The sequence below is a fragment of the Burkholderia oklahomensis C6786 genome (assembly GCF_000959365.1).
GTDB lineage: Bacteria > Pseudomonadota > Gammaproteobacteria > Burkholderiales > Burkholderiaceae > Burkholderia > Burkholderia oklahomensis.
The window spans coordinates 1,202,287-1,226,179 of record NZ_CP009556.1 but is presented as its reverse complement, the minus strand read 5'-3'; the positions used below and the strand labels follow the sequence as shown (position 1 = coordinate 1,226,179).

19 protein-coding genes are annotated in these 23,893 nt (G+C 66.2%); 5 read left to right on the top strand and 14 right to left on the bottom strand.

Going from position 1 to position 23,893, the window contains the following annotated elements:
• Positions 1-3: 3 nt before the first annotated feature.
• On the top strand, positions 4-2,721 hold the full coding sequence (acnA, locus tag BG90_RS23325) for an aconitate hydratase AcnA (protein ID WP_010119979.1): 2,718 nt from the start codon (positions 4-6) through the stop codon (positions 2,719-2,721).
• A 256-nt stretch (positions 2,722-2,977) separates the two neighbouring features.
• On the opposite strand, the gene BG90_RS23320 is transcribed toward acnA, so the two are convergent.
• The 5 genes from BG90_RS23320 to BG90_RS23300 form a co-directional block, all read right to left on the bottom strand.
• Positions 2,978-3,352, bottom strand: a complete 375-nt coding sequence (locus BG90_RS23320; RefSeq protein ID WP_025990332.1) for a DUF2784 domain-containing protein — start codon at positions 3,350-3,352, stop codon at positions 2,978-2,980.
• A gap of 465 nt (positions 3,353-3,817) precedes the next feature.
• Positions 3,818-4,252: a hypothetical protein gene (locus BG90_RS23315; protein ID WP_025990333.1), complete on the bottom strand. Its 435-nt coding sequence runs from the start codon at positions 4,250-4,252 to the stop codon at positions 3,818-3,820.
• Between the two features lie 109 nt (positions 4,253-4,361).
• Positions 4,362-5,984, bottom strand: coding sequence for a tyrosinase family protein (locus BG90_RS23310; protein ID WP_025990334.1), 1,623 nt, complete (start codon positions 5,982-5,984; stop codon positions 4,362-4,364).
• A 51-nt stretch (positions 5,985-6,035) separates the two neighbouring features.
• Complete coding sequence (locus BG90_RS23305) at positions 6,036-6,785, bottom strand: DJ-1/PfpI family protein (RefSeq protein ID WP_010119989.1); 750 nt, start codon at positions 6,783-6,785, stop codon at positions 6,036-6,038.
• A complete protein-coding gene (locus BG90_RS23300) occupies positions 6,772-7,404 on the bottom strand; it encodes a hypothetical protein (protein WP_010119991.1) in 633 nt (210 codons plus the stop codon). Before BG90_RS23300 ends, BG90_RS23305 begins: the two co-directional genes overlap by 14 nt.
• A gap of 1,068 nt (positions 7,405-8,472) precedes the next feature.
• Here BG90_RS23300 and BG90_RS36490 point away from each other — a divergent pair.
• Entirely contained in the window at positions 8,473-8,742 is a 270-nt protein-coding gene (locus tag BG90_RS36490; RefSeq protein ID WP_162486581.1) for a hypothetical protein, read from the top strand.
• A 438-nt stretch (positions 8,743-9,180) separates the two neighbouring features.
• Positions 9,181-10,929, top strand: a complete 1,749-nt coding sequence (locus tag BG90_RS23290) for a S53 family peptidase (protein WP_038802104.1) — start codon at positions 9,181-9,183, stop codon at positions 10,927-10,929.
• 112 nt (positions 10,930-11,041) lie between these two features.
• Here BG90_RS23290 and BG90_RS23285 read toward each other — a convergent pair whose 3' ends face one another.
• The 4 genes from BG90_RS23285 to BG90_RS23270 form a co-directional block, all read right to left on the bottom strand.
• Positions 11,042-11,881: an ABC transporter permease gene (locus tag BG90_RS23285; protein WP_010119999.1), complete on the bottom strand. Its 840-nt coding sequence runs from the start codon at positions 11,879-11,881 to the stop codon at positions 11,042-11,044.
• 29 nt (positions 11,882-11,910) lie between these two features.
• Positions 11,911-13,170 (bottom strand): ABC transporter permease, encoded by a 1,260-nt coding sequence (locus BG90_RS23280; RefSeq protein WP_045568181.1) that lies wholly within the window; start codon positions 13,168-13,170, stop codon positions 11,911-11,913.
• A 100-nt stretch (positions 13,171-13,270) separates the two neighbouring features.
• The gene (locus tag BG90_RS23275) at positions 13,271-14,317 is read right to left on the bottom strand and encodes an ABC transporter substrate-binding protein (protein WP_010112172.1); all 1,047 of its coding nucleotides are present in this window, start codon (positions 14,315-14,317) and stop codon (positions 13,271-13,273) included.
• Between the two features lie 71 nt (positions 14,318-14,388).
• Positions 14,389-15,489: an ABC transporter ATP-binding protein gene (locus BG90_RS23270; protein WP_010120012.1), complete on the bottom strand. Its 1,101-nt coding sequence runs from the start codon at positions 15,487-15,489 to the stop codon at positions 14,389-14,391.
• Positions 15,490-15,597: 108 nt separating this feature from the next.
• Between BG90_RS23270 and pdxR the strand changes: the two genes are divergently transcribed.
• Entirely contained in the window at positions 15,598-17,127 is a 1,530-nt protein-coding gene (gene pdxR / locus BG90_RS23265; RefSeq protein WP_010112174.1) for a MocR-like pyridoxine biosynthesis transcription factor PdxR, read from the top strand.
• Between the two features lie 51 nt (positions 17,128-17,178).
• Here the strand turns inward: pdxR and BG90_RS23260 are convergent, their stop codons facing one another.
• The 5 genes from BG90_RS23260 to BG90_RS23240 form a co-directional block, all read right to left on the bottom strand.
• Complete coding sequence (locus tag BG90_RS23260; RefSeq protein ID WP_045568405.1) at positions 17,179-18,213, bottom strand: lipase secretion chaperone; 1,035 nt, start codon at positions 18,211-18,213, stop codon at positions 17,179-17,181.
• A 3-nt stretch (positions 18,214-18,216) separates the two neighbouring features.
• Positions 18,217-19,311, bottom strand: coding sequence for an esterase/lipase family protein (locus BG90_RS23255; protein ID WP_038802105.1), 1,095 nt, complete (start codon positions 19,309-19,311; stop codon positions 18,217-18,219).
• A gap of 328 nt (positions 19,312-19,639) precedes the next feature.
• Complete coding sequence (locus BG90_RS23250; protein ID WP_010120052.1) at positions 19,640-21,793, bottom strand: TonB-dependent copper receptor; 2,154 nt, start codon at positions 21,791-21,793, stop codon at positions 19,640-19,642.
• Positions 21,794-21,879: 86 nt separating this feature from the next.
• A complete protein-coding gene (locus tag BG90_RS23245; protein ID WP_025990335.1) occupies positions 21,880-22,272 on the bottom strand; it encodes a DUF2946 domain-containing protein in 393 nt (130 codons plus the stop codon).
• A 151-nt stretch (positions 22,273-22,423) separates the two neighbouring features.
• Positions 22,424-22,960: a cytochrome b gene (locus BG90_RS23240; protein WP_010112861.1), complete on the bottom strand. Its 537-nt coding sequence runs from the start codon at positions 22,958-22,960 to the stop codon at positions 22,424-22,426.
• Positions 22,961-23,216: 256 nt separating this feature from the next.
• On the opposite strand from BG90_RS23240, the gene BG90_RS23235 reads away from it, so the two are divergent.
• A complete protein-coding gene (locus BG90_RS23235; RefSeq protein WP_010112863.1) occupies positions 23,217-23,852 on the top strand; it encodes a Pr6Pr family membrane protein in 636 nt (211 codons plus the stop codon).
• Positions 23,853-23,893 lie beyond the last annotated feature (41 nt).

Sequence of the window (23,893 nt, the reverse complement as noted above, 5' to 3'; positions counted from 1 at the left end):
ACCATGGCCCACAATCTCCACAAAACACTCAAGGAATTCGACAGCGGTTCCGGCAAAGGCAAGTTCTACTCGCTGCCGAAGCTCGGCAAGGAACTGAAGACGAAGATCGAGCGCCTGCCGGTCTCGATCCGGATCGTGCTCGAGTCCGTGCTGCGCAACTACGACGGCAAGAAGATCACCGAAGAGCACATCGCGCAGCTGGCCAACTGGAAGCCGAATGCGAAGCGCGTCGACGAAATCCCGTTCGTCGTGTCGCGCGTCGTGCTGCAGGACTTCACGGGCGTGCCGCTCCTCGCCGACATCGCCGCGATGCGCGGCGTCGCGAAGCGCGCGGGCAAGAATCCGAAGAAGATCGAGCCGCTGGTTCCGGTGGATCTCGTCGTCGACCACTCGGTGCAGATCGACTACTTCCGCCAGAAGGACGCGCTCGACCTGAACATGAAGCTGGAGTTCCAGCGCAACAACGAGCGCTACCAGTTCATGAAGTGGGGCATGCAGGCGTTCGACACGTTCAAGGTCGTGCCGCCGGGCGTCGGCATCGTCCACCAGGTGAACCTCGAGTACCTCGCGCGCGGCGTCCACAAGAAGAAGGACGACGGCGACACCGTCTACTACCCCGACACGCTCGTCGGCACCGACAGCCACACGACGATGATCAACGGCATCGGCGTCGTCGGCTGGGGCGTGGGCGGCATCGAAGCCGAAGCGGGCATGCTCGGCCAGCCGGTGTACTTCCTGACGCCGGACGTCGTCGGCGTCGAGCTGAAGGGCAAGCTGCGCGAAGGCGTGACGGCCACCGACCTGGTGCTGACCATCACCGAAATGCTGCGCAAGGAGAAGGTCGTCGGCAAGTTCGTCGAGTTCTTCGGCGTCGGCACGAAGACGCTCGCGCTGCCGGACCGCGCGACGATCGCGAACATGGCGCCGGAATACGGCGCGACGATGGGCTTCTTCCCGGTCGACGAGAAGACGATCGACTACTTCAAGGGCACGGGCCGCACGAAGGCGGAAATCGCCGCGTTCGAGAACTACTTCAAGGCGCAGGACCTGTTCGGCATCCCGAAGGCGGGCGACATCGACTACACGAAGACGCTGACGCTGGATCTGTCGACCGTCGCGCCGTCGCTGGCGGGCCCGAAGCGTCCGCAGGACCGCATCGAGATCGGCAACGTCAAGTCGACGTTCAGCGACCTGTTCTCGAAGCCCGTCGCGGAAAACGGCTTCGCGAAGAAGGCGGAAGACCTGAACGCCCAGTACAAGACGAGCAACGGCGTCGACGTGAAGAACGGCGACGTGCTGATCGCCGCGATCACGTCGTGCACGAACACGTCGAACCCGAGCGTGCTGCTGGCCGCCGGCCTCGTCGCGAAGAAGGCCGTCGAAGCCGGCCTGACCGTCGCGCCGCACATCAAGACGTCGCTTGCGCCGGGATCGCGGATCGTCACCGAGTACCTGACGAAGACGGGCCTCTTGCCCTACCTCGCGAAGCTCGGCTTCGAAGTCGCCGCGTACGGCTGCACGACCTGCATCGGCAACGCGGGCGACCTCACGCCCGAGCTGAACGAAGCGATCACGAAGAACGACATCGTCGCGGCGGCCGTGCTGTCGGGCAACCGCAACTTCGAAGCGCGCATCCACCCGAACATCCGCGCGAACTTCCTGGCGTCGCCGCCGCTCGTCGTCGCGTATGCGATCGCCGGCAACATCACGCGTGACCTGATGACCGAGCCGGTCGGCCAGGGCAAGGGCGGCAAGGACATCTACCTCGGCGACATCTGGCCGACGAGCGAAGAAGTCCAGTCGCTCCTCAAGTTCGCGCTCGATCCGGAGAAGTTCGAGAAGAACTACTCGCAGCTCACGAAGAAGGGCGACCTCTGGAGCAAGATCGAAGGCGAAAGCGGCCAGGTGTACGACTGGCCGAAGTCGACCTACATCGCGGAACCGCCGTTCTTCGGCAGCGAATTCTCGATGGAGCCGGCCGATTCGATCGCGGCGGTCAAGGGCGCGCGCGCGCTCGGCATCTTCGGCGATTCGGTGACGACCGACCACATCAGCCCGGCAGGCTCGATCAAGGAAGACTCGCCGGCAGGCAAGTGGCTGAAGGAAAACGGCGTGCAGAAGGCCGACTTCAACAGCTACGGCTCGCGCCGCGGCAACCACGACGTGATGATGCGCGGCACGTTCGCGAACGTCCGGATCAAGAACCTGATGATCCCGGCGAAGGCCGACGGCACGCGCGTCGAAGGCGGCCTGACGATCCACCAGCCGAGCGGCGAACAGCTGTCGATCTACGACGCGGCGATGAAGTACATCGACGCCGGCACGCCGACCGTCGTGTTCGCGGGCGAAGAGTACGGCACGGGCTCGTCGCGCGACTGGGCGGCGAAGGGCACGCAGCTGCTCGGCGTGAAGGCCGTGATCGCACGCAGCTTCGAGCGGATCCACCGTTCGAACCTGGTCGGCATGGGCGTGCTGCCGCTGCAGTTCAAGGGCTCGGACAGCATCCAGTCGCTCGGCATCACGGGCGACGAGACGTACGACATCGAAGGTCTCGGCGACGACTTCAAGCCGCAACAGGACGTCACGCTCGTGATCCATCGCAAGAACGGCGAAACGAAGCGCGTGCCGGTGCTGCTGCGCATCGATACGCCGATCGAAGTCGACTACTACAAGCACGGCGGCATCCTGCCGTTCGTGCTGCGCTCGCTGCTCGCAGCGTAAGCGTCCTGTTTTTTGCAGGGACCGCGCGACGCAGCGATGCGTGCGCGGTCGATTTGAAGCCCGGCCTGGCCGGGCTTTTTTTTTGTGCCGCGGGACGCCGCTCCCGACCACGAAAGCCGGCAGGCACGTTTTGCCGAAATTCGGCATCGACGCCGTTCGCTCGACGAAGTCGCGCCCGACCCCATCGACGATCCGAACCGCGATCGCCGGATGAAGACGCTTGCAACGACGCGAGTCGGTTGCGCCGCCTCCGCAACTATCGGTTCCGGCGAGCGGGAATCCGCCGCCACGTCAGCCATACGATCAGCGCGAACAGCACGTACGCGACCGTGAACACCCACGCCGGCAACTCGTAGTACAGCAGCCGGCCGACCCAGCGCTGCACGAAGCCCTGCGCACTTGGCGAACCGGTGCGCAGACGGTCTTCGAGCACGGTCAGCGGGCAATCGATGCCGAGCGCCGCCAACGCGGCGACGACGCCGATCGCAAGCAGATGGACGAGCCTGAACGTCCGGTCGCGCACCCATCGCCAGCCGAGCGCGGCGCCCGTCCAGATCGCGACGAGTCCGCCGACGATGAAAAGCACGATCAGCGCATGCAAGACGAGTACGGTATCGGCAAGCCAGGCCATGATGTCCTTTGAGCGGGCGTCGGGATTGCCGAACGGGCGGTCGCCGCGCGTCGATGCGGCGCTTGCCGCGGCCATGCCGTCCGCCGGTGCGTGGCGGACGCGGACGGACGCGGGCAGGCGCGGCCGCATCGACCGCTCGTGAGACGACGCCCGAGAGACGAATCGGATCGTCCGCCGCAAGCGCACCGCTTCGAACCGGGCGGCAACCGTCGCGCTCACGAGCGTTGCAGTCCCGCAAAACGGAGCATACGCCGATGCCGGCGCGCATCGACGCGGCGATCGAAGTCACTGGCCGACGACTGGTGCGGACTCGCGGCGGCATTGCGCCGTTCGCACTCGAATCGAGCGATTACCGGAGAAGAGATGTTTCCCGGACGGCCGCGCAACGCAGCGGCGCGTGCGCGGCGGGCGAACGGCCCGGCCACGCCGGGCGCGTTGATCGGCGAGAAGCGGTCGGATCGGCCGTCAGCTCGCCGGCTTGTCGAGCACCGCATACCATGAGCACACGACGCCTGCGGGCGCGACGCCGCCCGCTCCGTTCGAATGCGGCACGGTGCGCACGATCGACCCGACGAGCGCGGGCCGCTGCTTGGTGCCGTTCGGCCAGGCCGGGCTCAGATAGCCGACGTAGTCGTAGATCCATTCCTCGCCGCCCACCTTGCCGCGCCCCTGGAACCTCACGGTATTGGGCGCGCCGTAGTCGACATAGCCGCTCAGCGTCAGTTCCCATTCGTCGCCGTAGATGCGCCCCTTGAAGACGCCCATCGGCGCCTTGTCGATCTGGATGTTGGCGCGGCCGAACTCCAGCTTGTCGAAGTCTGTCGACAAGTTAGGATCATTGATCAAACTGCGGTACGTCCAGATGCCTGCCAGGCTGCCGATTTCCGGGTCATAGCTCATGTCGAACTCCTTGGTCGCACCGGATCGGCCTGAGCGCCAACCCGGAGCGGCACACGTGGAAAAGGAAACGGACCGCCAGCGAGGACGCGCGCGGCGCCCTCGCCGTCCTTCAGTCGGCGACCTCGAAATGCGGCTGCAATCCGGACACCGCGGCGATGGCGGCCTTCGCCGCGCTCGGCACGCCGCCCCCGCGGTGAACGAATTCCACCCGGAACTTCGCTTTCGGCACGTCGCCGGCCGGGATCACGCTCAACGGGAAATGCGCGACGACGTCCAGATGCGTCAGGCAATTCGCGCAATGCACGACGTTCCAGCGGCTCAGAACCGATTTGTGACCGAGGTAGTACTCGCGCGTCTTGCCGTTCGGGTCCGTCACGGTCGCGTACGCCTTCATGATGAAGGACCCTTGGAACTGCGCGCGGTCGATGCCCGTCACCGTCAGCTTTTTCGTGCTGTTTCCGGTCGGCACGGCCAACAAGGACGCCTTCAGCTCGGGCGCGATGTCGTCGAGCGAGCCCGGCCCGTACGTGAACCCGAGCTGGCGCTCGATGTTGATGCAGTCCTCGGACGTGTAGGCGTCGCCGGTGGACTTCTTGAACGGATTGAGCGGCGTCTCGAGACTGAGCGCCTGGCCCGGCGCGAAACCGGGGGTCGGCCCTTGCGAATCGCTCGCGTTCGTGCCCGGATAGTCGCGGATGATGTCGAGATGGTCGGTGTGCCCCGTCTGCTTTTGCCAGACCCAGAACATGCGATCGACGTTGCAGTGATGGAAGAAGAAGATCGGATCCATGCCGGCCGTGTTGTTTTCCCCCATGTCGCCGTTCGCGCCGGCGATCTGCCCGACTTCGTCGCCGGGCTGGTCGCCGAAATCGAAGCCGCCGACGGACAGATGGATGTCGTTGTGCGGCGATTCGACGGGCGTCACGTAGCCCGGGTTCGAGCTGTTCCATACCGATGCCGACGTCGTGTTGGAAAACACCGTGTAGTTCGGCGCCGACAGGCAGCGGACGTATTTCGCATAGACGCCGTTCCGGGTCGGATTGGGATCCTTCGGCGTCGGCGAGCTGCCGCGCAACCATGCCTTCACGTTGCTGTTGAGCAGTTCGGCATTCTTCTCCGGCAACGGGAACTTCGCATTATGTATCTTCGTCTGCTCGAGCGCTTCCGGCGTGCCGACGAGGCCGGACAACGGATAGCGCACCGTCACGTATCCCTTCGGCTTCTCGTAGATGTTGCTGTCGCCCGGCAGTCGATCGGACAGCGCTTCGGGCAGCACGAACGAGCGCAGCGGATTGTCGATCTTCTTGCCGTCCAGCTCGAACTGCTCCTGGGTCAGGATCGACGGAATGCCGTTCTTCAGCGAGTCCTCGTTCGTCTCGTCCCAGAACGGCATCGATACGCCCGGCACGATGCTCTGCAGCGCTTCTTCGAGCTTGTAGACGTACATCCGGTGCCAGGTCGGGAACAGCACGTTGCCATGATTGCAGTAGCCGCCCCAGTACGGATAGATGTCGTCAGGCGGCAGGTCGTCCACCGGCTTGCGATACTGGAACGGCTCGCCGTGGTAGCCGCCGAGCGCGAAGAACGATCTCGGATCCGACGGCGGCAACGCCTTGATGCCCGCCCATGCGCGCACGAGGTCTTCGAGCGGCTTCTTGTCCTCATTGCTGTCGTAGAGCTTCTGAAGATCGCGCAACGACCGGCGCACTCTCAATCCATTTACGTTAGACATGTCCACTCCTTTTATCGCGTAGCGTTGCGGGCCCTCGGCATGCCGCGGGATTTACGGATGACTGCGCCGTCTTGCAAGCACCCGCGCGATGGTCCCGGCCATGCCGGGAAACGCGCACGTGCTGCCCTCGCCCGGCGCGAGAACGGGCGGGCGAGCGACCGACGGATCGCCATCGGTAAATGGGGGTAAAGGGTTGTACTGGATGTTGAGCCGGACCTTGCCGGCCACGACATCGCCCGCCAGCAGCGCGATGATCATCAGCGCCTCGTCGAGCCCGGACGAAATGCCGCCGCCCGTGATGCGCGTGCCGTCGACGATATAGCGCGGATAGTCCGGCGCGACGTCGATGCGCGGAAACAGCCTGAGACATGGGAGAAACGCCCAATGCGTCGTCGCTTTGCAACCATCCAGATAACCGGCCGCCGCGGCAAGCAGCGCCCCTTCGCACACCGATGCCGCGTAATCGGCAGACGACGCCTGCCGCGACAGAAAATCCATGCGCGCCGAATCGAGCATCAAGCGCTGCAGCGCGGCGGGATCGCCGCCGGGCACCCAGAGCAGATCCATTTGCTCGACATCGCGAAAACTCGGCAAATCGCCACCGAGCGTCAGGCGGTCGCGCGTCGCGACGGAAGGACCGTCGAACGAGATCAGATGCACTTCGCGATGCGGCGCGTCGTGGATCACGTCGGGCTCGATCTGCGCCATCCAGTCGAACAGCTCGTGCGGCACCGCGACGTCGAGCAGGTCTACGCCGTCGTACACGACGATGCCGATCCGATAAGCGTCAGTTGATCGCATGGCTCGCCCTCGCCGTCGTTATCGCGTCGACCATCGCCCGCATCGCGACGTGATGGAGCATCATGCCGACCAGCATCGAGCACACCAGCCCATTGGCGCCCCACGGCCAGTCGACCAGATCCGCCCACGTCGTCAGCAGCATGGCCGACAGGTTCATCGCGAACATCATCGTGCCGAGCGCGACGGCGACATCGACGATCCGCCTGAATGGACGGACGCCGCGCTTTTGCTCGCCGTGCACGCTCAGGATGCTCGAGCCGAGCATCGCTGCCGCGGTGAACGGAAACAGGCGAACATGCAGGATCCAATCGTCGACGAAGGACGCACGGCTGCACAGTGCGAGCACCGCCTCCGGATAGGTAGAAGCAAAGTCCGCAAGCAGCGCGCCGCTCAACACGGCCGCGCCCGCGATCGGCGAAACGCTTGCGCGCAGGTCGCGACATGCGCGCGTCGTCCCGATGCTGGCAAGCGCAAGCGCGGCCAGCGCGTTCCATGCCCAGAACGTCGGCGCATGCGACGCGGCGACGGGCAGCACGCACGCGACCCAGCCCGCCAACGCGTGCAGCACGACGCGAGCCGAGCGCGCCCGATCGAAGCCGATGCTGGATGCACGGAACATCTGATGGTCCCCGTCATGTATTTCTTCGTGTTCGTGTGGCGCGGCTGCCTTTGGCGTGGCCTCGATTCCGATCGTTCGATTTCCGTCAGCGGCATCTCGCCTCGTCGACGACGGCTACGACGCACAACCGTCGTCGAAGGCAAAGCAATCGCGTCATGTCCTTCCGCTTCGACGCAAAGGAATTCCGGTGCGCGCGCGACATCGTCCGAGGCGAGCCCCTCTTTCGGTATGGACGTCGTTAGCGCGCGGTTCCTTTTTTGCCGGCGCTCCGGGCTTTCGCATTCTCCTTCTGTATCCGGTGCCGTTTCGTCTTGCTAACGATGCCGGGCGCCTCCGAGCGGCCTGTCACGAGATCGTGAGCGATCTCTCGTCGACGATGCTTCGTTGCCGGCCGTGACGGCCCGTTTCCCCGATCGTTCGAATGCCGAAGCATCGCAACTCGACGAATCACAAACCAATCTAGGCTGCGGCAGAGCGATTCCCCAACTACCAGAAGTAGTAGGCCCGGTCGGCTTGCGATTCCGATCGACCGGGCCGCGTCGCGCATCACCTTCTGCGACGCGGACGAACCGCTTTCCGACGGCATGTGAAACACCGGCATGCTGTCGGGCGCGCGCGGCTCCAAGCAGTCTTCGTAACGATGTGCTCCGTTAAAAGCGCGTGCGACGAACGGATTCGTCGCTGCCGGTTCACGCTGTCTCGCGCTGCCTCGCGCTTTCTTTCGCTTCGCCTGCCGAGCATGCGCCGCCGATCAGACACCGTTCTTTGTCGGGACGATTACGCGCGCGGCCCGCTTCGCCGGCGCACGACAGACGACGCGCCGCCATCGTGCGGATTTTGTGTGCCGATTGTTTCCGCGCACTTCCTGCGATACGGATCGAAATCCGATGAGGAGGAGACCATGCGCGATGACGTTCATCACGCCGTCCCATCGACGGCAGCCTGCGAATCCGGCTGGCTCACGCCATCGGTCCGGAAGTCTCGCGAGCGATCGGAGCAAGACGGGCCCGGCACGCCGACGCCATCACGCACACGATCCAATCTCGCGGCTGCGTCATTGCATCAGGCATGGGGACCGAGGGAAAACCCTATAATGTCGACTTCGGCGCGCGCCGCATCCGGTCGTCCGCGCCCACGTACCGAGCCACGCGCGGAGGCGGGATCCGCGTCATATTTCGACGCGGCCGTCGCCGCGAATCCATCATGAAGCGAATCGGAGCCTTTTTCATCGCAACCTGGTCGGCCGCCGCGATACTTTATCTGGGACGGCACTCGGTGCCGATGATCGCGATGAGCGGCGTCGTCGCGCTTGCGAGTTTCGATCTGTTCCGTCCATGAATCGGCTGCGGCGCGCAAACTCGCGGCCGCCTTCACATCGATTGCGGCGGAGCGAAATCGCTGCCTGATCGGAGCCGCCGATCGCATCGGCTCGCATCGGCTCGCACCGGGAACGGCATTCGTCGACGCCTCGCGGGTCTCGCCCCCTCACCTCGACGCGGCCTCTAGAAGGACCCGTCAAAAGAGAGGATGTGGCGCGCACGCATCACATTCTTTCATTCAGCATCCTAAGCAATTTCATCCAACTCCCTTTCGCCTTTCATTCATCGTTCATCACTCAGATAGTGGATTGGTGTGTCACTTTTTCTCTGTCAACAGTAACAGCTAACGAAACTGGCAGTTACCGAAAAGAGAAGTGCTCGCATACGCTTAGCGCGCTCTCGTCCCCACAAGGGTCAGAGCTTGACAACGTCGCACTCTCTCAAAAGGACACACTCGATGAACAGGACCGCCGAATTTGCACTCTCCCTCTCCCCGCTGTGCAGGCGACTTGCCTGCGTGTGGCCGTTCGCGCTCGCCGCCGGCGTCGCACACGGCGCGACGGATTGGGTCGATACGCATACCAAAGCTTTCTTGAACCATGCGCAGATCGAGACGCTTGCCCGCAGCGCGAACACCGCATCGCTCGAGCTCGCGTCCGGCGAAGCCACGCACATCGTGGTCAGTCTGAAGCTGCGCAATGCCGAACAACTGAAAGCCATCGCGCACAACGTCAACGATCCGCATAGTTCGCAGTACCGGCAATTCATCACGAGCGCGCAATTCCTGTCGAACTACGCGCCGACCGAAGCGCAGGCGAAGCAAGTCGTCGACTATCTGCGCAAGAACGGCTTCGTCGACATCCGCGTCGCACCGAACCGCATGCTCGTTTCCGCGCGCGGCACCGCGGGCACGGTCAAGCGCGCGTTCAACACGTCGCTCGTTCACTTCGAATACGCGGGCCGCTCGGGCTTTGCGAACGCGTCCACCGCGCAGGTGCCGAGCGCGCTCGGCGACGTCGTCGGCTCCGTGCTCGGCCTGCAGAACGTCGCGCGCGCACGGCCGCTGTCGAAGATCGGCGCCGTCGCGAAACCGCAGGCGCTCGCGTCAGGCACGGCGACGGGCCACTACCCGTCGGAATTCCCTGGGCTCTACAACGCGACCGGCGTGCCGACCGCGGCGAACGCGACGGTCGGCATCATGACGATCGGCGGCGTGTCGCAAGCGTTGTCGGATCTGCAGCAGTTCACGAGCGCGAACAGCTATCCGAACGTGTCGACGCAGACCGTGCAGACCAATGGCTCGGGCGGCAACTACAGCGACGATCAGGAAGGCCAGGGCGAATGGGATCTCGACAGCCAGTCGATCGTCGGCTCCGCGGGCGGTCAGGTCGGCCAACTGATCTTCTACATGGCCGATCTCAACGCATCGGGCAACACCGGCCTCACGCAAGCGTTCAACCAAGCCGTATCGGACAACACGGCGAAAGTGATCAACGTGTCGCTCGGCTGGTGCGAAACCGATGCGAACGCGGACGGCACGCTCGCCGCCGAAGAGCAGATCTTCACGCAAGCGGTCGCGCAGGGCCAGACGTTCGCCGTGTCGTCGGGCGACGAAGGCGTCTACGAGTGCAACAACCGCGGCTACCCGGACGGCTCGAACTACTCGGTATCGTGGCCGGCATCGTCGCCGCACGTGCTCGCGATCGGCGGCACGACGCTCTACACGTCGTCGTCGGGCGCGTTCTCGAACGAGACCGTGTGGAACGAAGGGCTCGACGGCAACGGCAAGCTGTGGGCGACGGGCGGCGGCGTCAGCACGATCCTGCCGAATCCGTCGTGGCAGTCGGGCAGCAACCGCAAGCTGCCGGACGTATCGTTCGACGCCGCGCAAAGCACGGGCGCGTACATCTACAACTACGGCCAGTTGCAGCAGATCGGCGGCACGAGCCTGTCCGCGCCGATCTTCAGCGGCTTCTGGGCGCGGATCCTGTCGGCGAACGGTGCGAATCTCGGCTTTCCGGCCGCGCGCTTCTATCATTCGATCCCGACGCATTCGTCGCTCGTGCGCTACGACGTCACGTCCGGCAACAACGGCTATCAGGGGTACGGCTACAACGCGTCGACCGGCTGGGACTACCCGACCGGCTGGGGCAGCATCAACATCTCGAACCTGAACCAGCTGATCCAGTCGGGCGGCTTCAACTAAGCCGGCGCTCGCCGGCGTGAGCAGCAGATGCCAGGCCTGAATCGGCAGGCAGCGGACGACAAGCGCGGCGCGTGACCGGAGGACGCGCCGCGCTGGTCTGCATACCGAAGTTTCAGCTCACCGCACGCTTCGCATTGCGTCCGCGAAGCCATTCGAGCGCGAGCAGCAGACAGGTCGAGAAGACGATGAGGATCGTCGCGAGCGCGGCGATCGTCGGGCTGATGTTCTCGCGAATGCCGGTGAACATCTGGCGCGGCAGCGTCGTCTGATCGGCGCCCGCGAGGAACAGCGTGACGACCACTTCGTCGAACGACGTCGCGAACGCGAACAGCGCGCCCGACATCACGCCCGGCGCGATCACGGGCAGCGTCACGCGGAAGAATGTCGTCACCGGATTCGCGCCGAGCGACAGGCTCGCGCGCACGAGGTTCTGATTGAAGCCCTGCAGCGTCGCGGCGACGGTCGTCACGACGAACGGCACGCCGAGCGCCGCGTGCGCGCAGATGAGCCCCGTGTACGTGTTCGCGAGGCCGAGCGGCGCGAAGAACAGATACATGCCGACGCCCATGACGACGACGGGCACGATCATCGGCGACAGCAGCACCGCCATCAGCAGGCCCTTGCCGCGAAAATCGCTTTTCGTCAGGCCGATCGCGGCGAGCGTGCCGAGCACGGTCGCGACGAGCGTCGCGGCGGGCGCCACGATGAAGCTGTTCTTCGCGGCCATCCGCCACTCGTCGGACGCGAGCAGGTTCTCGTACCAGCGCATCGAGAAGCCCGGGATCGGATAGACGAGGAACGTGCTCGACGAGAACGACAGCGGCACGATCGCGAGCACGGGCAGGATCAGATACAAGAGCGTCAGCACGACGAGGCCGCGCAGCGCGAAATGCCACGCACGCTCGGCAATCGACGCGTGCGGTGCAAAGAGCGGCTTCGCAAGCAGTTTCATGTTCGTTTCCCTGGTTCGTCCGGTTTCGCTCAGCCGAGGCTCAATTGCGTGCGGGTGAAGCGGCCGTAGAGCGCGTACAGCGCGAGCGTCGCGGCGAGCAGCAGGCCGCCGAGCGCGCACGCCATCCCCCAGTTGATCGTCACGTTCGTGAAGTACGCGACGTAGTAGCTGACCATCTGATCGTTCGGACCGCCGAGCAACGCGGGCGTGATGTAGTAGCCGATCGCGAGAATGAACACGAGCAGCGCGCCCGCGCCGATGCCCGGATAGGTCTGCGGCACGTACACGCGCCAGAACGCGGCGAACGGGTGGCTGCCGAGCGACACCGCCGCGCGCTGATAGCTCGGCGGAATCGACTTCATCACGCTGTAGAGCGGCAGGATCATGAACGGCAGCAGGATGTGCGTCATCGAGATGTAGACGCCGACGCGATTGAACAGCAGCGCGAGCGGCTGCGAGATCAGCCCGACGTCGATCAGCGCGCGATTGACGAGCCCTTCGCTTTGCAGCAGCACGATCCATGCGGCGACGCGCACGAGCACCGACGTCCAGAACGGAATCAGCACGAGGATCATCGCGAGATTCGCGCGCCGCTCGGGCAGCGTCGAGATCCAGTACGCGAGCGGATAGCCGAGCAGCAGCGCGAACAGCGTGACCGCGAAGCCGATCACGAGCGTGCGCCCGAAGATCGCGAGATAGATCGATTGATCGGGATCGGCGGGCACGACCCGGCCGAAGCCGTCCTGCCGGTGATCGAGTGCCGCGAGCAGATAGAACGGCGAATAGCGGCCGCCGTTCTTCGCGATCGCCTGCCAGTAAGCGGGGTCGCCCCAGCGCTCGTCGAGCTCGATCAGCTTCGCGTGCGTCTGCGCGGGCGTGAGCGCCGCTTTCGCGTCGCCCGCCAACGGCATCGCGCGCGCGGTCTTCGCGACGAGCGACCGATAGCCGGGAATCTCGGTGTTCAGGCGCCGCGCGAGCGCGCCCATCGCCTCGCCGTCGGCGGCCTGCGTGAGGTCGGCCGCGAGCGCCACGTAGGCGGCGTCGCCGGGCGGCGCCTTGCGGTCCCAGTCCGCGAGCGCGGCGACCGTATGCGGCAGCGCGGTCGCGATCTCGGGATTCTGCACGGCGCGCGTGAGCAGCGCGCCGATCGGGACCACGAACACGAGCAGCAGGAATATCGCGAGCGGCGCGACGAGCAGCAACGCCATCGCGCGCTTCCTGGCCTCGGCCGCTTTCAGTTCACGCTTGAGCGAGTGAGTCGGCGGCGCCGACTGCGTAGCGATCGTCATCGTATTCAACGGTAGTCTCCGGCCGAAACGCCATTCGGAGGAACGCCGCGCGCGCCGCCGTGACGCGCGCGGCCGGTTGCTTCATCGGCTCACGCGGCCGTCACTTCGACGCCCACGCGGCGAAGCGCTGCTCGAGCTCGTCGCCGTGATCGGTCCAGAACGTGATGTTCTGCAGCACCGCGCTCTTGCCGTTCGTCGGCGAATTCGGCAGATTCGCGAGCGTCTTCGCGTCGAGCGACTTGATCGCCGTCACGTTCGCCGGGCCGTACGCGATGTGGTGCGCGTAGTCCTGCTGCGGCTTGGACGTCAGCGTGTACGCGATGTACTGCTCGGCGAGCGCCTTGTTCGGCGAGCCCTTCGGAATCGCCCAGTAGTCCAGATCGTAGATGCTGCCGTTCCAGACGACCTTCAGGTTCTTCCCTTCCTTCTGCGCGGCGTCGATCCGGCCGTTGTACGCGCTCGACATCACGACGTCGCCGGCGACGAGGAATTGCGGCGGCTGCGCGCCGGCCTCCCACCACTGGATGTTCGGCTTCAGCTCGTCGAGCTTCTTGAACGCGCGATCCTGGCCCGCCTTCGTCGCGAGCACCTTGTAGACGTCCTTCGGCGCGACGCCGTCCGCCATCAGCGCGAACTCGAGGTTGTAGCGCGCGCCCTTGCGCATCCCGCGCTTGCCGGGGAATTTCTTCACGTCCCAGAAATCGGCCCAGCCGGCGGGCGCGCTCTTCAGCTTGTCCGCGTTGTACGCGAGCGCCGTCGACCACACGAAGAAGCCGACGCCGCACGTCTGCGGCGACTCGGGAATCAGATCGGATTTCTTTGCGATCTTCGCCCAGTCGAGCTTCTCGTACAGGCCTTCGTCGCAGCCGCGGTTCAGATCGCCCGACTCGACTTCGACGACGTCCCAGTTCACGTGCTTCGCCTCGACCATCGCCTTCACTTTCGCCTGCTCGCCGTTGTACTCGACGGCCGTGACCTTGTTGCCGGTCGTCTTCTCGAACGGCTGGTTGAACGCGGCCTTCTGCGCGTCGCCGTTCGCGCCGCCGAAGTTGACGACGGTCAGTTCGGCCGCACCCGCCGTCGTGCAGAACGCGGCGAGCGACAGCAGCGCAACCGCGCGGCGCGGCGTGTTGAATGCGTGAATCATGATGTTTCCTCTCGTGACAGGTGAAGCGTGGTGGTTGTGCGAAACGCGACGCGTGACGCGCGGCCTCGCGTTCATGCGAAGACCCGCAGATGCTCGGGCCGGAACTCGAGCGAAATCGGCGCGCCCGGCGTGAACGCGGCGAGCGCGCCGGTGCCGAGCGGCACCTTGACGAAGCATTCGTCCTGTCCCGGCAGCGCGCAGCGCATCCGGACGTGATCGCCGAAATAGATGAGGCTGCGCGCTTCGCCCGACAGCGCATTCGCCGTGCCGTTCGCCGCATGGCCGTTGCCCGGCGCGACGTTCATCCGCTCGGGGCGGATGCATGCGATGCCGGTCGCGCCCGCTTGCGCGTTGCCTGTGTTCAGGCCGACGAGATGCGTGCCGTCGTCGAGCCGGAATTCGCAGAACTCGCCGTTCACGCTCGCGACCGTGCCGCGCAGCCGGTTGCTGTCGCCGATGAAGTTCGCGACGAACTCGTTGCACGGCGATTCGTAGAGCCGATCGACGGTGTCGAGCTGCTGCACGATGCCCTTGTCGAACACCGCGACGCGATCGGACATCGTCAGTGCCTCGCCTTGATCGTGCGTCACGTAGACGAAGGTGAGCCCGAGCTTTTCATGCAGCGCTTTCAGTTCGTACTGCATGTGTTCGCGCAGCTGCTTGTCGAGCGCGCCGAGCGGCTCGTCCATCAGCACGAGCTTCGGCTCGAACACGAGCGCGCGCGCCAGCGCGATCCGCTGTTGCTGACCGCCCGACAGCTGCGCCGGATAACGCTTCGCGAAGCGCTCCATCTGCACCATCCGCAGCGCGGCCGCGACGCGGTCCTTGCGCTCGGCGGCGGACATCCGGCGCACGCTCAGCGGATAGTCGACGTTCTGCTCGACGGTCAGATGAGGAAAGAGCGCATAGTTCTGGAACACCATGCCGATATTGCGCTTGTGCGGCGGCACGTTGTTCAGCAGCTCGCCGTCGAGGCGGATTTCGCCGCCCGTCGGGAACTCGAAGCCCGCGAGCATCATCAGGCAAGTGGTCTTGCCCGAGCCGGACGGCCCGAGCAGCGTCAGGAATTCGCCCCGCCGGATATCCAGATCGAGCGATTTGACGACGAGCGTTTCGCCGTCGTAGGTCTTGCGCACGCCGCGAAAGCTGACGATCACATCATCGGTCTTCATCGTCCCGTCCCCTTTTCGTCTTGGCTCGGTATTTCGAGATGCGATTCACTATACGGCGCACACGGTCCTACAATAGGGAACCATTTCAATATTTTCGATAGAACCACTTTGGACACCGTGATCCTTTCCGACTGGCTTGCCGCGCGACTCGAGCGGCGCTCGGCCGAGCCGATGTACCGGCAACTGCTGCGCCTGATGCAGCAGGCGATCCTGTCGGGGGAGCTCACGCCCGGCACGAAGCTGCCGAGCTCGCGCACGCTCGCCACCGATCTCGCGATCGCGCGCAACACGGTTCTGCACGTGTACGACCAGCTGACGACGGAAGGCTACGTGCTGACGACGACGGGCAGCGGCACCTACGTCGCCGACACGCGTCCCGACGCGGCGGCGATGCGCGCGCAAGCCGGCGCGCCCGCGCATGCATCGGACGAATCCGCTGCCGCACGGCAGCGCGCGCACGGCGCACTGTCCGCGCGCGGCACGCAGTTGATCAAGTACGCGGGCGTGTCGCGCCGCCAATGGGGCGCGTTCATGCCGGGCGTGCCGGACGTGTCGGAGTTTCCGACGCGCACGTGGAGCCGCTTGCAGGCGCGGCTATGGAAGGAAGCGAATCCCGAGCTGCTGACCTACGCGCCGGGCGGCGGCTACCGGCCGCTGCGCCGCGCGCTGTCCGATTATTTGCGCGTCGCGCGCTCGGTCAAATGCTCGCCCGACCAGATCGTCATCACGACCGGGATTCATCAATCGATCGATCTGTCGGTGCGGCTGCTCGCGGACGTCGGCGATCGCGCGTGGGTCGAGGAGCCGTGCTACTGGGGCGTGCGCAGCGTGCTGCAGGCGGCGGGACTCGTGCTCGCTCCCGTGCCCGTCGATCAGGAAGGACTCGCGCCGCGTCCGCAGGATTTGAAGCATCCGCCGCGGCTCGCGCTCGTCACGCCGTCGCATCAGTATCCGCTCGGCATGGTGATGAGCCTCGCGCGCCGCCGGATGCTGCTCGAATATGCGCGGCAGCATCAGTGCTGGATCATCGAGGACGACTACGACAGCGAGTTCCGCTACGGCAGCCGGCCGCTCGCGTCGCTGCAGGGGCTCGACGAAGCGGGCCGCGTGATCTACGTCGGCAGCCTCGGCAAGATGCTGTTTCCGAGCCTGCGGCTCGGCTACATGGTCGTGCCCGAGCATCTCGTCGAGACGTTCAGGACGGGGCTGTCCGAGCTGTATCGCGAAGGACAACTGATGCAGCAGGCCGTGCTCGCCGAATTCATCATGGACGGCTATCTGACGTCGCACGTGCGCCGGATGCGCGCGCTGTACGGCGAGCGCCGGCAATTGCTGATCGACGCGATCCACGCTCGCTTCGGCGATGCGCTGCCGGTGATGGGCGACGAAGCCGGCCTGCATCTCGTGATCGGACTGCCGAAGGGCTGCGACGATCGCGCGATCACGCAAACCGCGTTCGACGCGGGCGTGATCGTGCGGCCGCTCACCACCTACTACAACCATGCGGAGACCGCGCGCGACGGGCTGCTGCTCGGCTATGCGTGCGTGCCGAACGAGCGCATCGCGCCCGCGTTCGACACGCTCGCGCAAACGATCGAAGCGGATCTGAATCGGGCCGCGAAGCGGCGCGTCGCGTGATGCGCGCCGACGCGCGGCATGCCCGAGCGCGCACCGCATGCGCACGACGCGCTACTGCGTCTGCGTCGCCGCGCTGCCGCGATCGAGCGACGCCGCGCGCAACGCCTCGCCCGGCTCCGTGAAATAGCGCTGCCGCAGTTGCGCGACCTGCGCGTCGCGATCCTGCGGCGACAGGTTCTGCGCATCGATCTGCGCGCGCTGCGCCGCATACGCGTCGTACTTCGCGCGCCACGCGTCGTTCGCCTGCTGCATCTTCGCGACGCGATCCGCGGCTTGCGGCCCGAGCGATTGCGCGAGCTGCGCACGCATCTCGTCGGGCGACGCCCCCGACTTCTGCAATTGCGCGATCCGCGCGACCGCATCGTTCTGCTGCTTCTCGCGCGCCTGTTCGGCGCGCTGATCGAGCGGCAACTGCTGCTCGAGCGCGGCAAGGCGCGCGGCCTTCTGCGCATCCGTCAGCGAGGCATCCCGCATGATCTTCAGCCGCGCGAGATCGTAGCGCTGCCGCTGCTGCTCGTCGCCGAAGAACGGCGCGCTCCAGTCGCCGAGCGTGCGGCTCGCGATCGACTCGCGCTGATCGAGCGCAAGCTGCAGCGTCGCGAGGTCGAACTTGTTGCCGGGCGCGCCGCCGTCCGGCAGCTTCGCGAGCTGGTCGAGATACGCGCGGTAGCGTTTCCAGACGTCGAGCGCCTCGCCCTGCGCGATCGTGCCGTCGAGCTGCGCGGCGATCTCGCGCGAAACGAGCGCATCGAGCGCCGCGGCGCTCAGCTCGTTCTGCGCGCTCAGCCAATAGTCAAAAAAATCGCGCACCGCGCGCGCCTTCGCGAGATGGCCGCGCGCGTCGAGCGGCAACCGCGGCGCCGACGAGCCCGCGAGCGACGCGGGCAGCGCGCCGGCTCCCGAACCCGCATCGGCGCTCGCCGCCGCGGCGGCGGGCGCCGACGACGCGACGACAGGCGCGACGCCGGACGCGCCGGCGTCGTGCTTCGCCGGCGCGCCGACGACATACCAGACCGCACCGGCCGCGACGACGCCGGCCACGCCATAAAGCGCGACGCGTCGCGCGATGCCGCCTTCACCCGTCATCGATCACACACCCTGCGTCTTCAGCCGGTTCGCATGCGTGCGGATCACCGCGACCGGGTCCTCCGCATACGCGCCGCGCACGCCGAGCAGCTGGTTGATCTCGTCGAGGTGATTCCACTTGTAGCTCGTGCTGAGCACCTGGCCGTACAGCGAGCTGCAACGCGACACGAGCCCGTCGTTCGCACCGGAGCCGCGATTGATCATCACGGTGCCGGAGCCGAGCATCGCGAGCGTCGACGGATCGAGCGCGTTCGCCGGATCGACGACCGGGATCGTGCTCGTATCGACCGCGCCCGTCACGCCGAGAATCGACAGCGTCGGCTGGATCGCCGTGCCGCCCCACGAATACAGCAGATGCGTGCTGCCGCCGACCGTCTCGGTCGGCGCGCCCGTCTGGCACGAGCCCGGTGCGCCGAGCCCCGCGCTCGGATAATTCTGGTTGTAGGTCGCGGTCTGCGACGTCGTGAGCGTCTTCAGCGCGGCGAGCGCGTCCTGATTCGTGTTGTTGTTGCTGCTCGTCAGGATGCCGAACACATTGACGAACGCGGCGATCACCGTCGACGACAGGCCGGTCGGATCGTACGCCAGCACGGTCTGCACGAAGTCCGCGAACTCCGAGCCGCGATGCGGCGTGCCGATGGTCGTCACCGACGCGACGAGCTGCGGCGCGACGGCCGCGACGTAGCGCGACGTGAGCCCGCCCTGGCTGTGTCCGATCAGGTTCACCTTCGACGCGCCCGTCGCGGCGAGCACCTGCTGCACGTATGCGAGCAGCTGTTCGCCGCGGCCGTTCGGCCCGTCGTCGCTCTGGAAGCCGGACAGGTTCGCGACGTAGACCGTCGCGCCGTGCGCCTGCAGATCCTCGGTGATGCCGTACCAGTACTCGAGGACGTTCGCGTATTTGTCGGTGCCGGTCAGGCCGTGCACGAGGATGATCGGATACTTGGTCGCCGCGTAGTCGTCGACGGCGGTCGTCGCCGCGACAGCGGATTGTGTGCCGGCAAGCGAGAGGAAGGTCCCGACGCTCGCGGCGGGCGCCGCGCTCATCGCGAACGCGACCGCAGCCGCCACTGCTTTGGATCGCATCGATCTGGCCATGTACGTCTCCTGTTGTTCGAATCGTATCGGATGGGAGTATTGCTTCTGTTCGCATGACTACGTTTCGCGCCGTCCGAATACGCAGCCTGCACGCCGACACAGTTGCACGGCCCAACGACATTGCATAGGGCGCGATGACGTTCTTTGACGATTTAAACGAATGCCCGTTGCATCGGCAGACGGAGTGAAGCATGCCTAACGAAAATTTGCCGTCGGTTAGACACGGCTCTCTAATCGATTGACGCGGGCGGCACGGATAAGCGGGTGCGCCGCCTGCATCGCGGATGCTGCATTGCGATGCAGGCGGAAAGGAGGGATCAGCGGGGGATCAGAGTTTGGTGCTCAAGCGGATCCAGGCGGTGCGGCCGGGCTCCGTGACGGGCAGGTTCGCCGGGTAGCCGAAACCGGCGTTGCCCGCGAGGTTCAGGTGCTCCGCATAAGCCTTGTCGAGCACGTTGTCGATGCCGACCGAGATCTGCACCGCCTTGCTCACGTTGTACTGCGCATGCAGCGACAGCACGCCGAAACCGGCGCTCGGACCGAAGTCCTTGCCGACCACGTTGCCTTCGTTCAATGCATAGCGATGCTGCGGCGCAACGACGCGCCACAGGCCGCCCGCCGACCACGGCCCGCGCGAGTATTCGACGCCGAAGCGCGCTTCGAGCGGCGGCATTTGCGGCAGCGGCGCGCCGCTTTGCACGTTGCGTCCCCACGCATACGCGAGCGACGCGTCGAAGCGCCACGGCGCGAGCGGGCGCCACGACGCGCCGAGTTCGCCGCCCATGATCTGCGCGTTGACGTTCGTCGCCTGCGTCGTCTGCCCCATCGGGCCCGTCGCGTAGTCGAACAGGATGAAGTCCTGCACGTAGCCCGCGTAGGCGGACACCCACGCATCGAGCTTGTCGCTCTTGTACTGCGCGCCGATGTCGAGCTGCGTCGTCTTCTCCGGCTCGGTCGCCGAGAACGCGTTCACCGAGCCGCTCGGGCCGCGCTTCGCCGAGAACAGTTCCCAATAATCGGGAAAGCGCTCCGCATGACCGATGCCCGCGTACCAGGTGACGGGCAGCGACGCGAGATCGCGCTCGTAGCGGACGAAGCCGCTCGGCAGCACGCGCGAGCGAAGATCGTCGAAGGTCGGGTTGCGCATGCTCATCATGCCGCCCGTCGTCGCACGCTTGTCGCGCGCCGCCGCGTAATCGATCCGCGCGCCGCCGATCACGCGCGACACGTCGCTCGCGTACCAGGTCAGCTCGCCGAACGCGCCCGCGTTCCACATGTTCGCCTGCGGATTCCACGGCTTGTCGCCGTAGTTCTGCATCCCCATCGCCGAGCGCGAATCGAGACGGTTCGACTGCGCGTCGACGCCCGTCACGAGCTTGAACGCATCGGTGAAGCGCAGCGTCGCCGCGACGCGCGCGCCGAGCGTGCGGCGCCGCACTTCGGACGCCATGCGCATCGGCATGCTGCTCGTCGGATCGGGCATCCGCAGCGTGTAGTTGTCCATCACGTGATCGGCTTCGTTGTAGAAGACCTGCGCCTCGATCCGGTCGAGCACGTCGCCGATGTGCTTCTTGTCGAACTTCAGGCCGAACGTCTCGCGCCGGAAATGCGCGCCGTCCATCCCGCGGCCCGCGTAGCGCGCGTAGCCGTCGCCCGTGCCCGCCGTCAGCTCGAGCCGCGTGTTGTCGTCGGGCGTCCAGCCGAGCGCCGCGTCCGCATTCCACTTGTCCCACTGCGACGGCACCGTGCGGCCGTTGCCGTCCTCGTAGTCCTGCGAATGCGCATGGTTCGCGGTCACGCGGCCGTAGAAGTCCGGCGTGCCGGCGGTCACGTCGACGTTCTGATCGTTGCGCCCGAACGAGCCGCCGACGACGCTGCCGTCGAAACGCATGCCGTTCGCCTTGAAGCGCGGCGTCACGCGCTCGAACAGCACCGTGCCCGCCGATGCGCCCGGCCCGTACAGCACCGTCTGCGGTCCCTTGACGACCGTCACCTTGTCGTAGCTCTCGGGCGCGATGTACGACGTCGGCGCGTCCATCCGGCCGGGGCACGCGCCGAGCGTCGGCATGCCGTTCGCGACGATGTTCAGGCGCGAGCCGAACATCCCGCGCAGCACCGGGTCGCCGTTCGTGCCGCCGCTGCGGATCGACGCGAAGCCGGGAATCGTCTTCAGATAATCGGCGCCGTCGCTCGCGGGCAGCGGCTGGCGCGGCGCTTTCGGATCGGTGACGACGACGAGCGGCGTCGATTCGGGCGCCGCGACGACTTCGATCGTCGGCAGCACGGGCGCGTCCGCCGTCGTGCCGGCCGTCATGCCGGCGGCGTCGTGAAGATGCGCGGCGTCGGCCGTCTGCGCGACGGCCGGCGCGAGATTGAAGGCGCCCGCCGCGAGCGCGGGGACGGTCAGGCTGATCGCACGACGGCGACGGCGCGCGCGGTCCGCACGCGCGGCATGCGCGTGACGCAGGAACTTGGATGTCATGAATCGAAACTCGAAAGACGCCCCGCCGCGCGATCGGCAGATCGAACGGATGCGGGGACTACGTGAACGGGAATGAAGTCAGGCGTTCAGGCGTCTTTCGGCGGGGCCCGCGGATAGGCGCGGTTGTAGCGTGCGAGCGAAGGCGCGGCGGCGCGGGGCGCGATGGACGGCGCAACGGCCGCCGCGTGCACGGCGAAGGCAGCCGGCGCGGCCGTGCCGATCGCCGGGCTGTGCGCAAAGAACGCACAGTAGCCGCAGGCGTCGAGATGCAGTGCGTGGTGCGCGGCCGCGCCGGGTGCGGGAGCGCCGTGCGCGGCGCCGGCTTCGGCCGGCTGGGCGTGGTGCCCGTCGCCGCAGATCACCGCGTCGGACGGCGCGGCGGGCCGCGCGCTCGCCTGCGAGACGAGCGGCGCGACGATCGCCAACCAGATCGCAAGCATGCCCAGCCAGGCAGTCAGTTTGCGGAATCGGTTGGGCATGGCGCGGGATGGCGTAAAGGGAATGTAATGCCGCCCGAATGTTACAGAATGTTCGCGGGCTTGAATAGCGTGAAACGGTCGCGACCGCGCCGCCCGCGCACATGCGTCGTTGCATGCGCAACGATGCGCGGCGCGGCGTCGCGACACGCCGTCAGAACGTCATCCGGCGCAGCGTCGCGTCGCGCTTCACGAAGTGATGCCAGAGCGCGGCGAGCGCATGCAGGCCGATCACGTAATAGAACACGTTGCCGATCACCTCGTGCGCGTCCTTGATCGCCGGGCGCAGGCCCGGATTCGGGCCGAACAGCGTGAACGACCAGTCGATCCAGGCGAGCGTCACGGGCTTGCCGCCGAAGTTCAGCGTCATGATGCCGAGGAGCGGCTGCGCAACGATGAACACGTACAGCGTAAGGTGCGCGAGCTTCGACAGCAGCGAGAGCAACGCCGGCTGCGGCAGCGCGCCCGGCGCGCGGCTCGCGAACCGCCAGACGATCCGCAGCGCCGCGAACGTCAGCACGAGCGTGCCGCAGAGGTAGTGGACGTTCGACCAGAACACCCGGCTGTCGGTACCCTTCGGCCCACGGACTTCGATCGAGAGATACGCGAGCGCGACGAGCAGGAAGATCGCCCAATGGAAGAACACGGCGGGACGGTTGTAGCGCTCCTGGCCGGCGAGGATACGGTTCATGATCAGTCTCGTTCGTATTGAAGGGAGCCACGGCGTCGCGCGCGGCACCGCCCGCGGCGTTGTCGAATTGTAATGACGCGCGATGCGCCGTCCATTCAGCTCGATCAAGTTTCGGCGCGATCAGCGCGTCGGGCGGGCTCGGGTAGGGCCGCATGTCGGCGAAGCGACGCGTGAACTATGCTCCAATCTAGAAACGAGCAGTCGCGCACGATCGTGCCACGACGCCCGCATTACCGCTACATGCAAGGCCCCAACCATGCAGAAAGCCGTTTTCGTCGCAGCCTACAGGTTCCTGTGCTGCGCGCTGACCCTTTCGGCGACGAGCTACAGCATCGCGCTCAGATGGCACGCGCCGACTTTCCGGCTCAGCAATTTCTTCAGCTACTTCACGCAACTGAGCAGCCTGTACGCGGCTGCCGTGCTGGCCGCCGGCTTGTGGCTCGCTACGCGACCGCCGTCGCGACGCTATGAGTCGGCGCGCGGCGCCGTCGTGCTCTACATGGCGATCGCGGGCATCGTCTACGCGCTGCTGCTCGCCGATGTGGATACGCTGCATCACGCGACGCCGCATTATACGAACTGGGTATTGCACCGGATCATGCCGATCGCCGTGTTTATCGATTGGCTGTACGTCGCGCCGCGCGTGCGGATCGACTGGTCGCATCTCGCGCGCTGGCTCGCGTTTCCGCTCGCCTATCTCGGCTATACGCTCGTGCGCGGCGCGCTCGTCGATTGGTATCCGTATCCGTTCGTCGATCCGCGCGCGCACGGCTATCTGATCGTCGCCGCGTACAGCGGCGCGATTGCGGCGGGCAGTATCGGATTCGCCGCGTTGATCGTGCTGCTCGGCAACTGGGCCGGCGCGCCGGCGCCGCAGACGGAGCGCGCCTGACGCCGCCGCGAGCCGGCGAAAGCGCCGCGCGGCGGGCGGCG

What these genes read in the sequence shown, in the direction of transcription:
- BG90_RS23320 (WP_025990332.1), bottom strand. Translation starts at nt 3,352, where the DNA reads ATGGCCTGGCTTGCCGATACCGTACTCGTCTTGCATGCGCTGATCGTG.
- BG90_RS23275 (WP_010112172.1), bottom strand. Translation starts at nt 14,317, where the DNA reads ATGATTCACGCATTCAACACGCCGCGCCGCGCGGTTGCGCTGCTGTCG.
- BG90_RS36490 (WP_162486581.1), top strand. Translation starts at nt 8,473, where the DNA reads ATGGGGACCGAGGGAAAACCCTATAATGTCGACTTCGGCGCGCGCCGC.
- BG90_RS23315 (WP_025990333.1), bottom strand. Translation starts at nt 4,252, where the DNA reads ATGAGCTATGACCCGGAAATCGGCAGCCTGGCAGGCATCTGGACGTAC.
- BG90_RS23310 (WP_025990334.1), bottom strand. Translation starts at nt 5,984, where the DNA reads ATGTCTAACGTAAATGGATTGAGAGTGCGCCGGTCGTTGCGCGATCTT.
- BG90_RS23305 (WP_010119989.1), bottom strand. Translation starts at nt 6,785, where the DNA reads ATGCGATCAACTGACGCTTATCGGATCGGCATCGTCGTGTACGACGGC.
- BG90_RS23300 (WP_010119991.1), bottom strand. Translation starts at nt 7,404, where the DNA reads ATGTTCCGTGCATCCAGCATCGGCTTCGATCGGGCGCGCTCGGCTCGC.
- BG90_RS23280 (WP_045568181.1), bottom strand. Translation starts at nt 13,170, where the DNA reads ATGACGATCGCTACGCAGTCGGCGCCGCCGACTCACTCGCTCAAGCGT.
- BG90_RS23260 (WP_045568405.1), bottom strand. Translation starts at nt 18,213, where the DNA reads ATGACGGGTGAAGGCGGCATCGCGCGACGCGTCGCGCTTTATGGCGTG.
- BG90_RS23245 (WP_025990335.1), bottom strand. Translation starts at nt 22,272, where the DNA reads ATGCCCAACCGATTCCGCAAACTGACTGCCTGGCTGGGCATGCTTGCG.
- BG90_RS23250 (WP_010120052.1), bottom strand. Translation starts at nt 21,793, where the DNA reads ATGACATCCAAGTTCCTGCGTCACGCGCATGCCGCGCGTGCGGACCGC.
- BG90_RS23255 (WP_038802105.1), bottom strand. Translation starts at nt 19,311, where the DNA reads ATGGCCAGATCGATGCGATCCAAAGCAGTGGCGGCTGCGGTCGCGTTC.
- acnA (WP_010119979.1), top strand. Translation starts at nt 4, where the DNA reads ATGGCCCACAATCTCCACAAAACACTCAAGGAATTCGACAGCGGTTCC.
- BG90_RS23270 (WP_010120012.1), bottom strand. Translation starts at nt 15,489, where the DNA reads ATGAAGACCGATGATGTGATCGTCAGCTTTCGCGGCGTGCGCAAGACC.
- BG90_RS23285 (WP_010119999.1), bottom strand. Translation starts at nt 11,881, where the DNA reads ATGAAACTGCTTGCGAAGCCGCTCTTTGCACCGCACGCGTCGATTGCC.
- BG90_RS23290 (WP_038802104.1), top strand. Translation starts at nt 9,181, where the DNA reads ATGAACAGGACCGCCGAATTTGCACTCTCCCTCTCCCCGCTGTGCAGG.
- BG90_RS23240 (WP_010112861.1), bottom strand. Translation starts at nt 22,960, where the DNA reads ATGAACCGTATCCTCGCCGGCCAGGAGCGCTACAACCGTCCCGCCGTG.
- BG90_RS23235 (WP_010112863.1), top strand. Translation starts at nt 23,217, where the DNA reads ATGCAGAAAGCCGTTTTCGTCGCAGCCTACAGGTTCCTGTGCTGCGCG.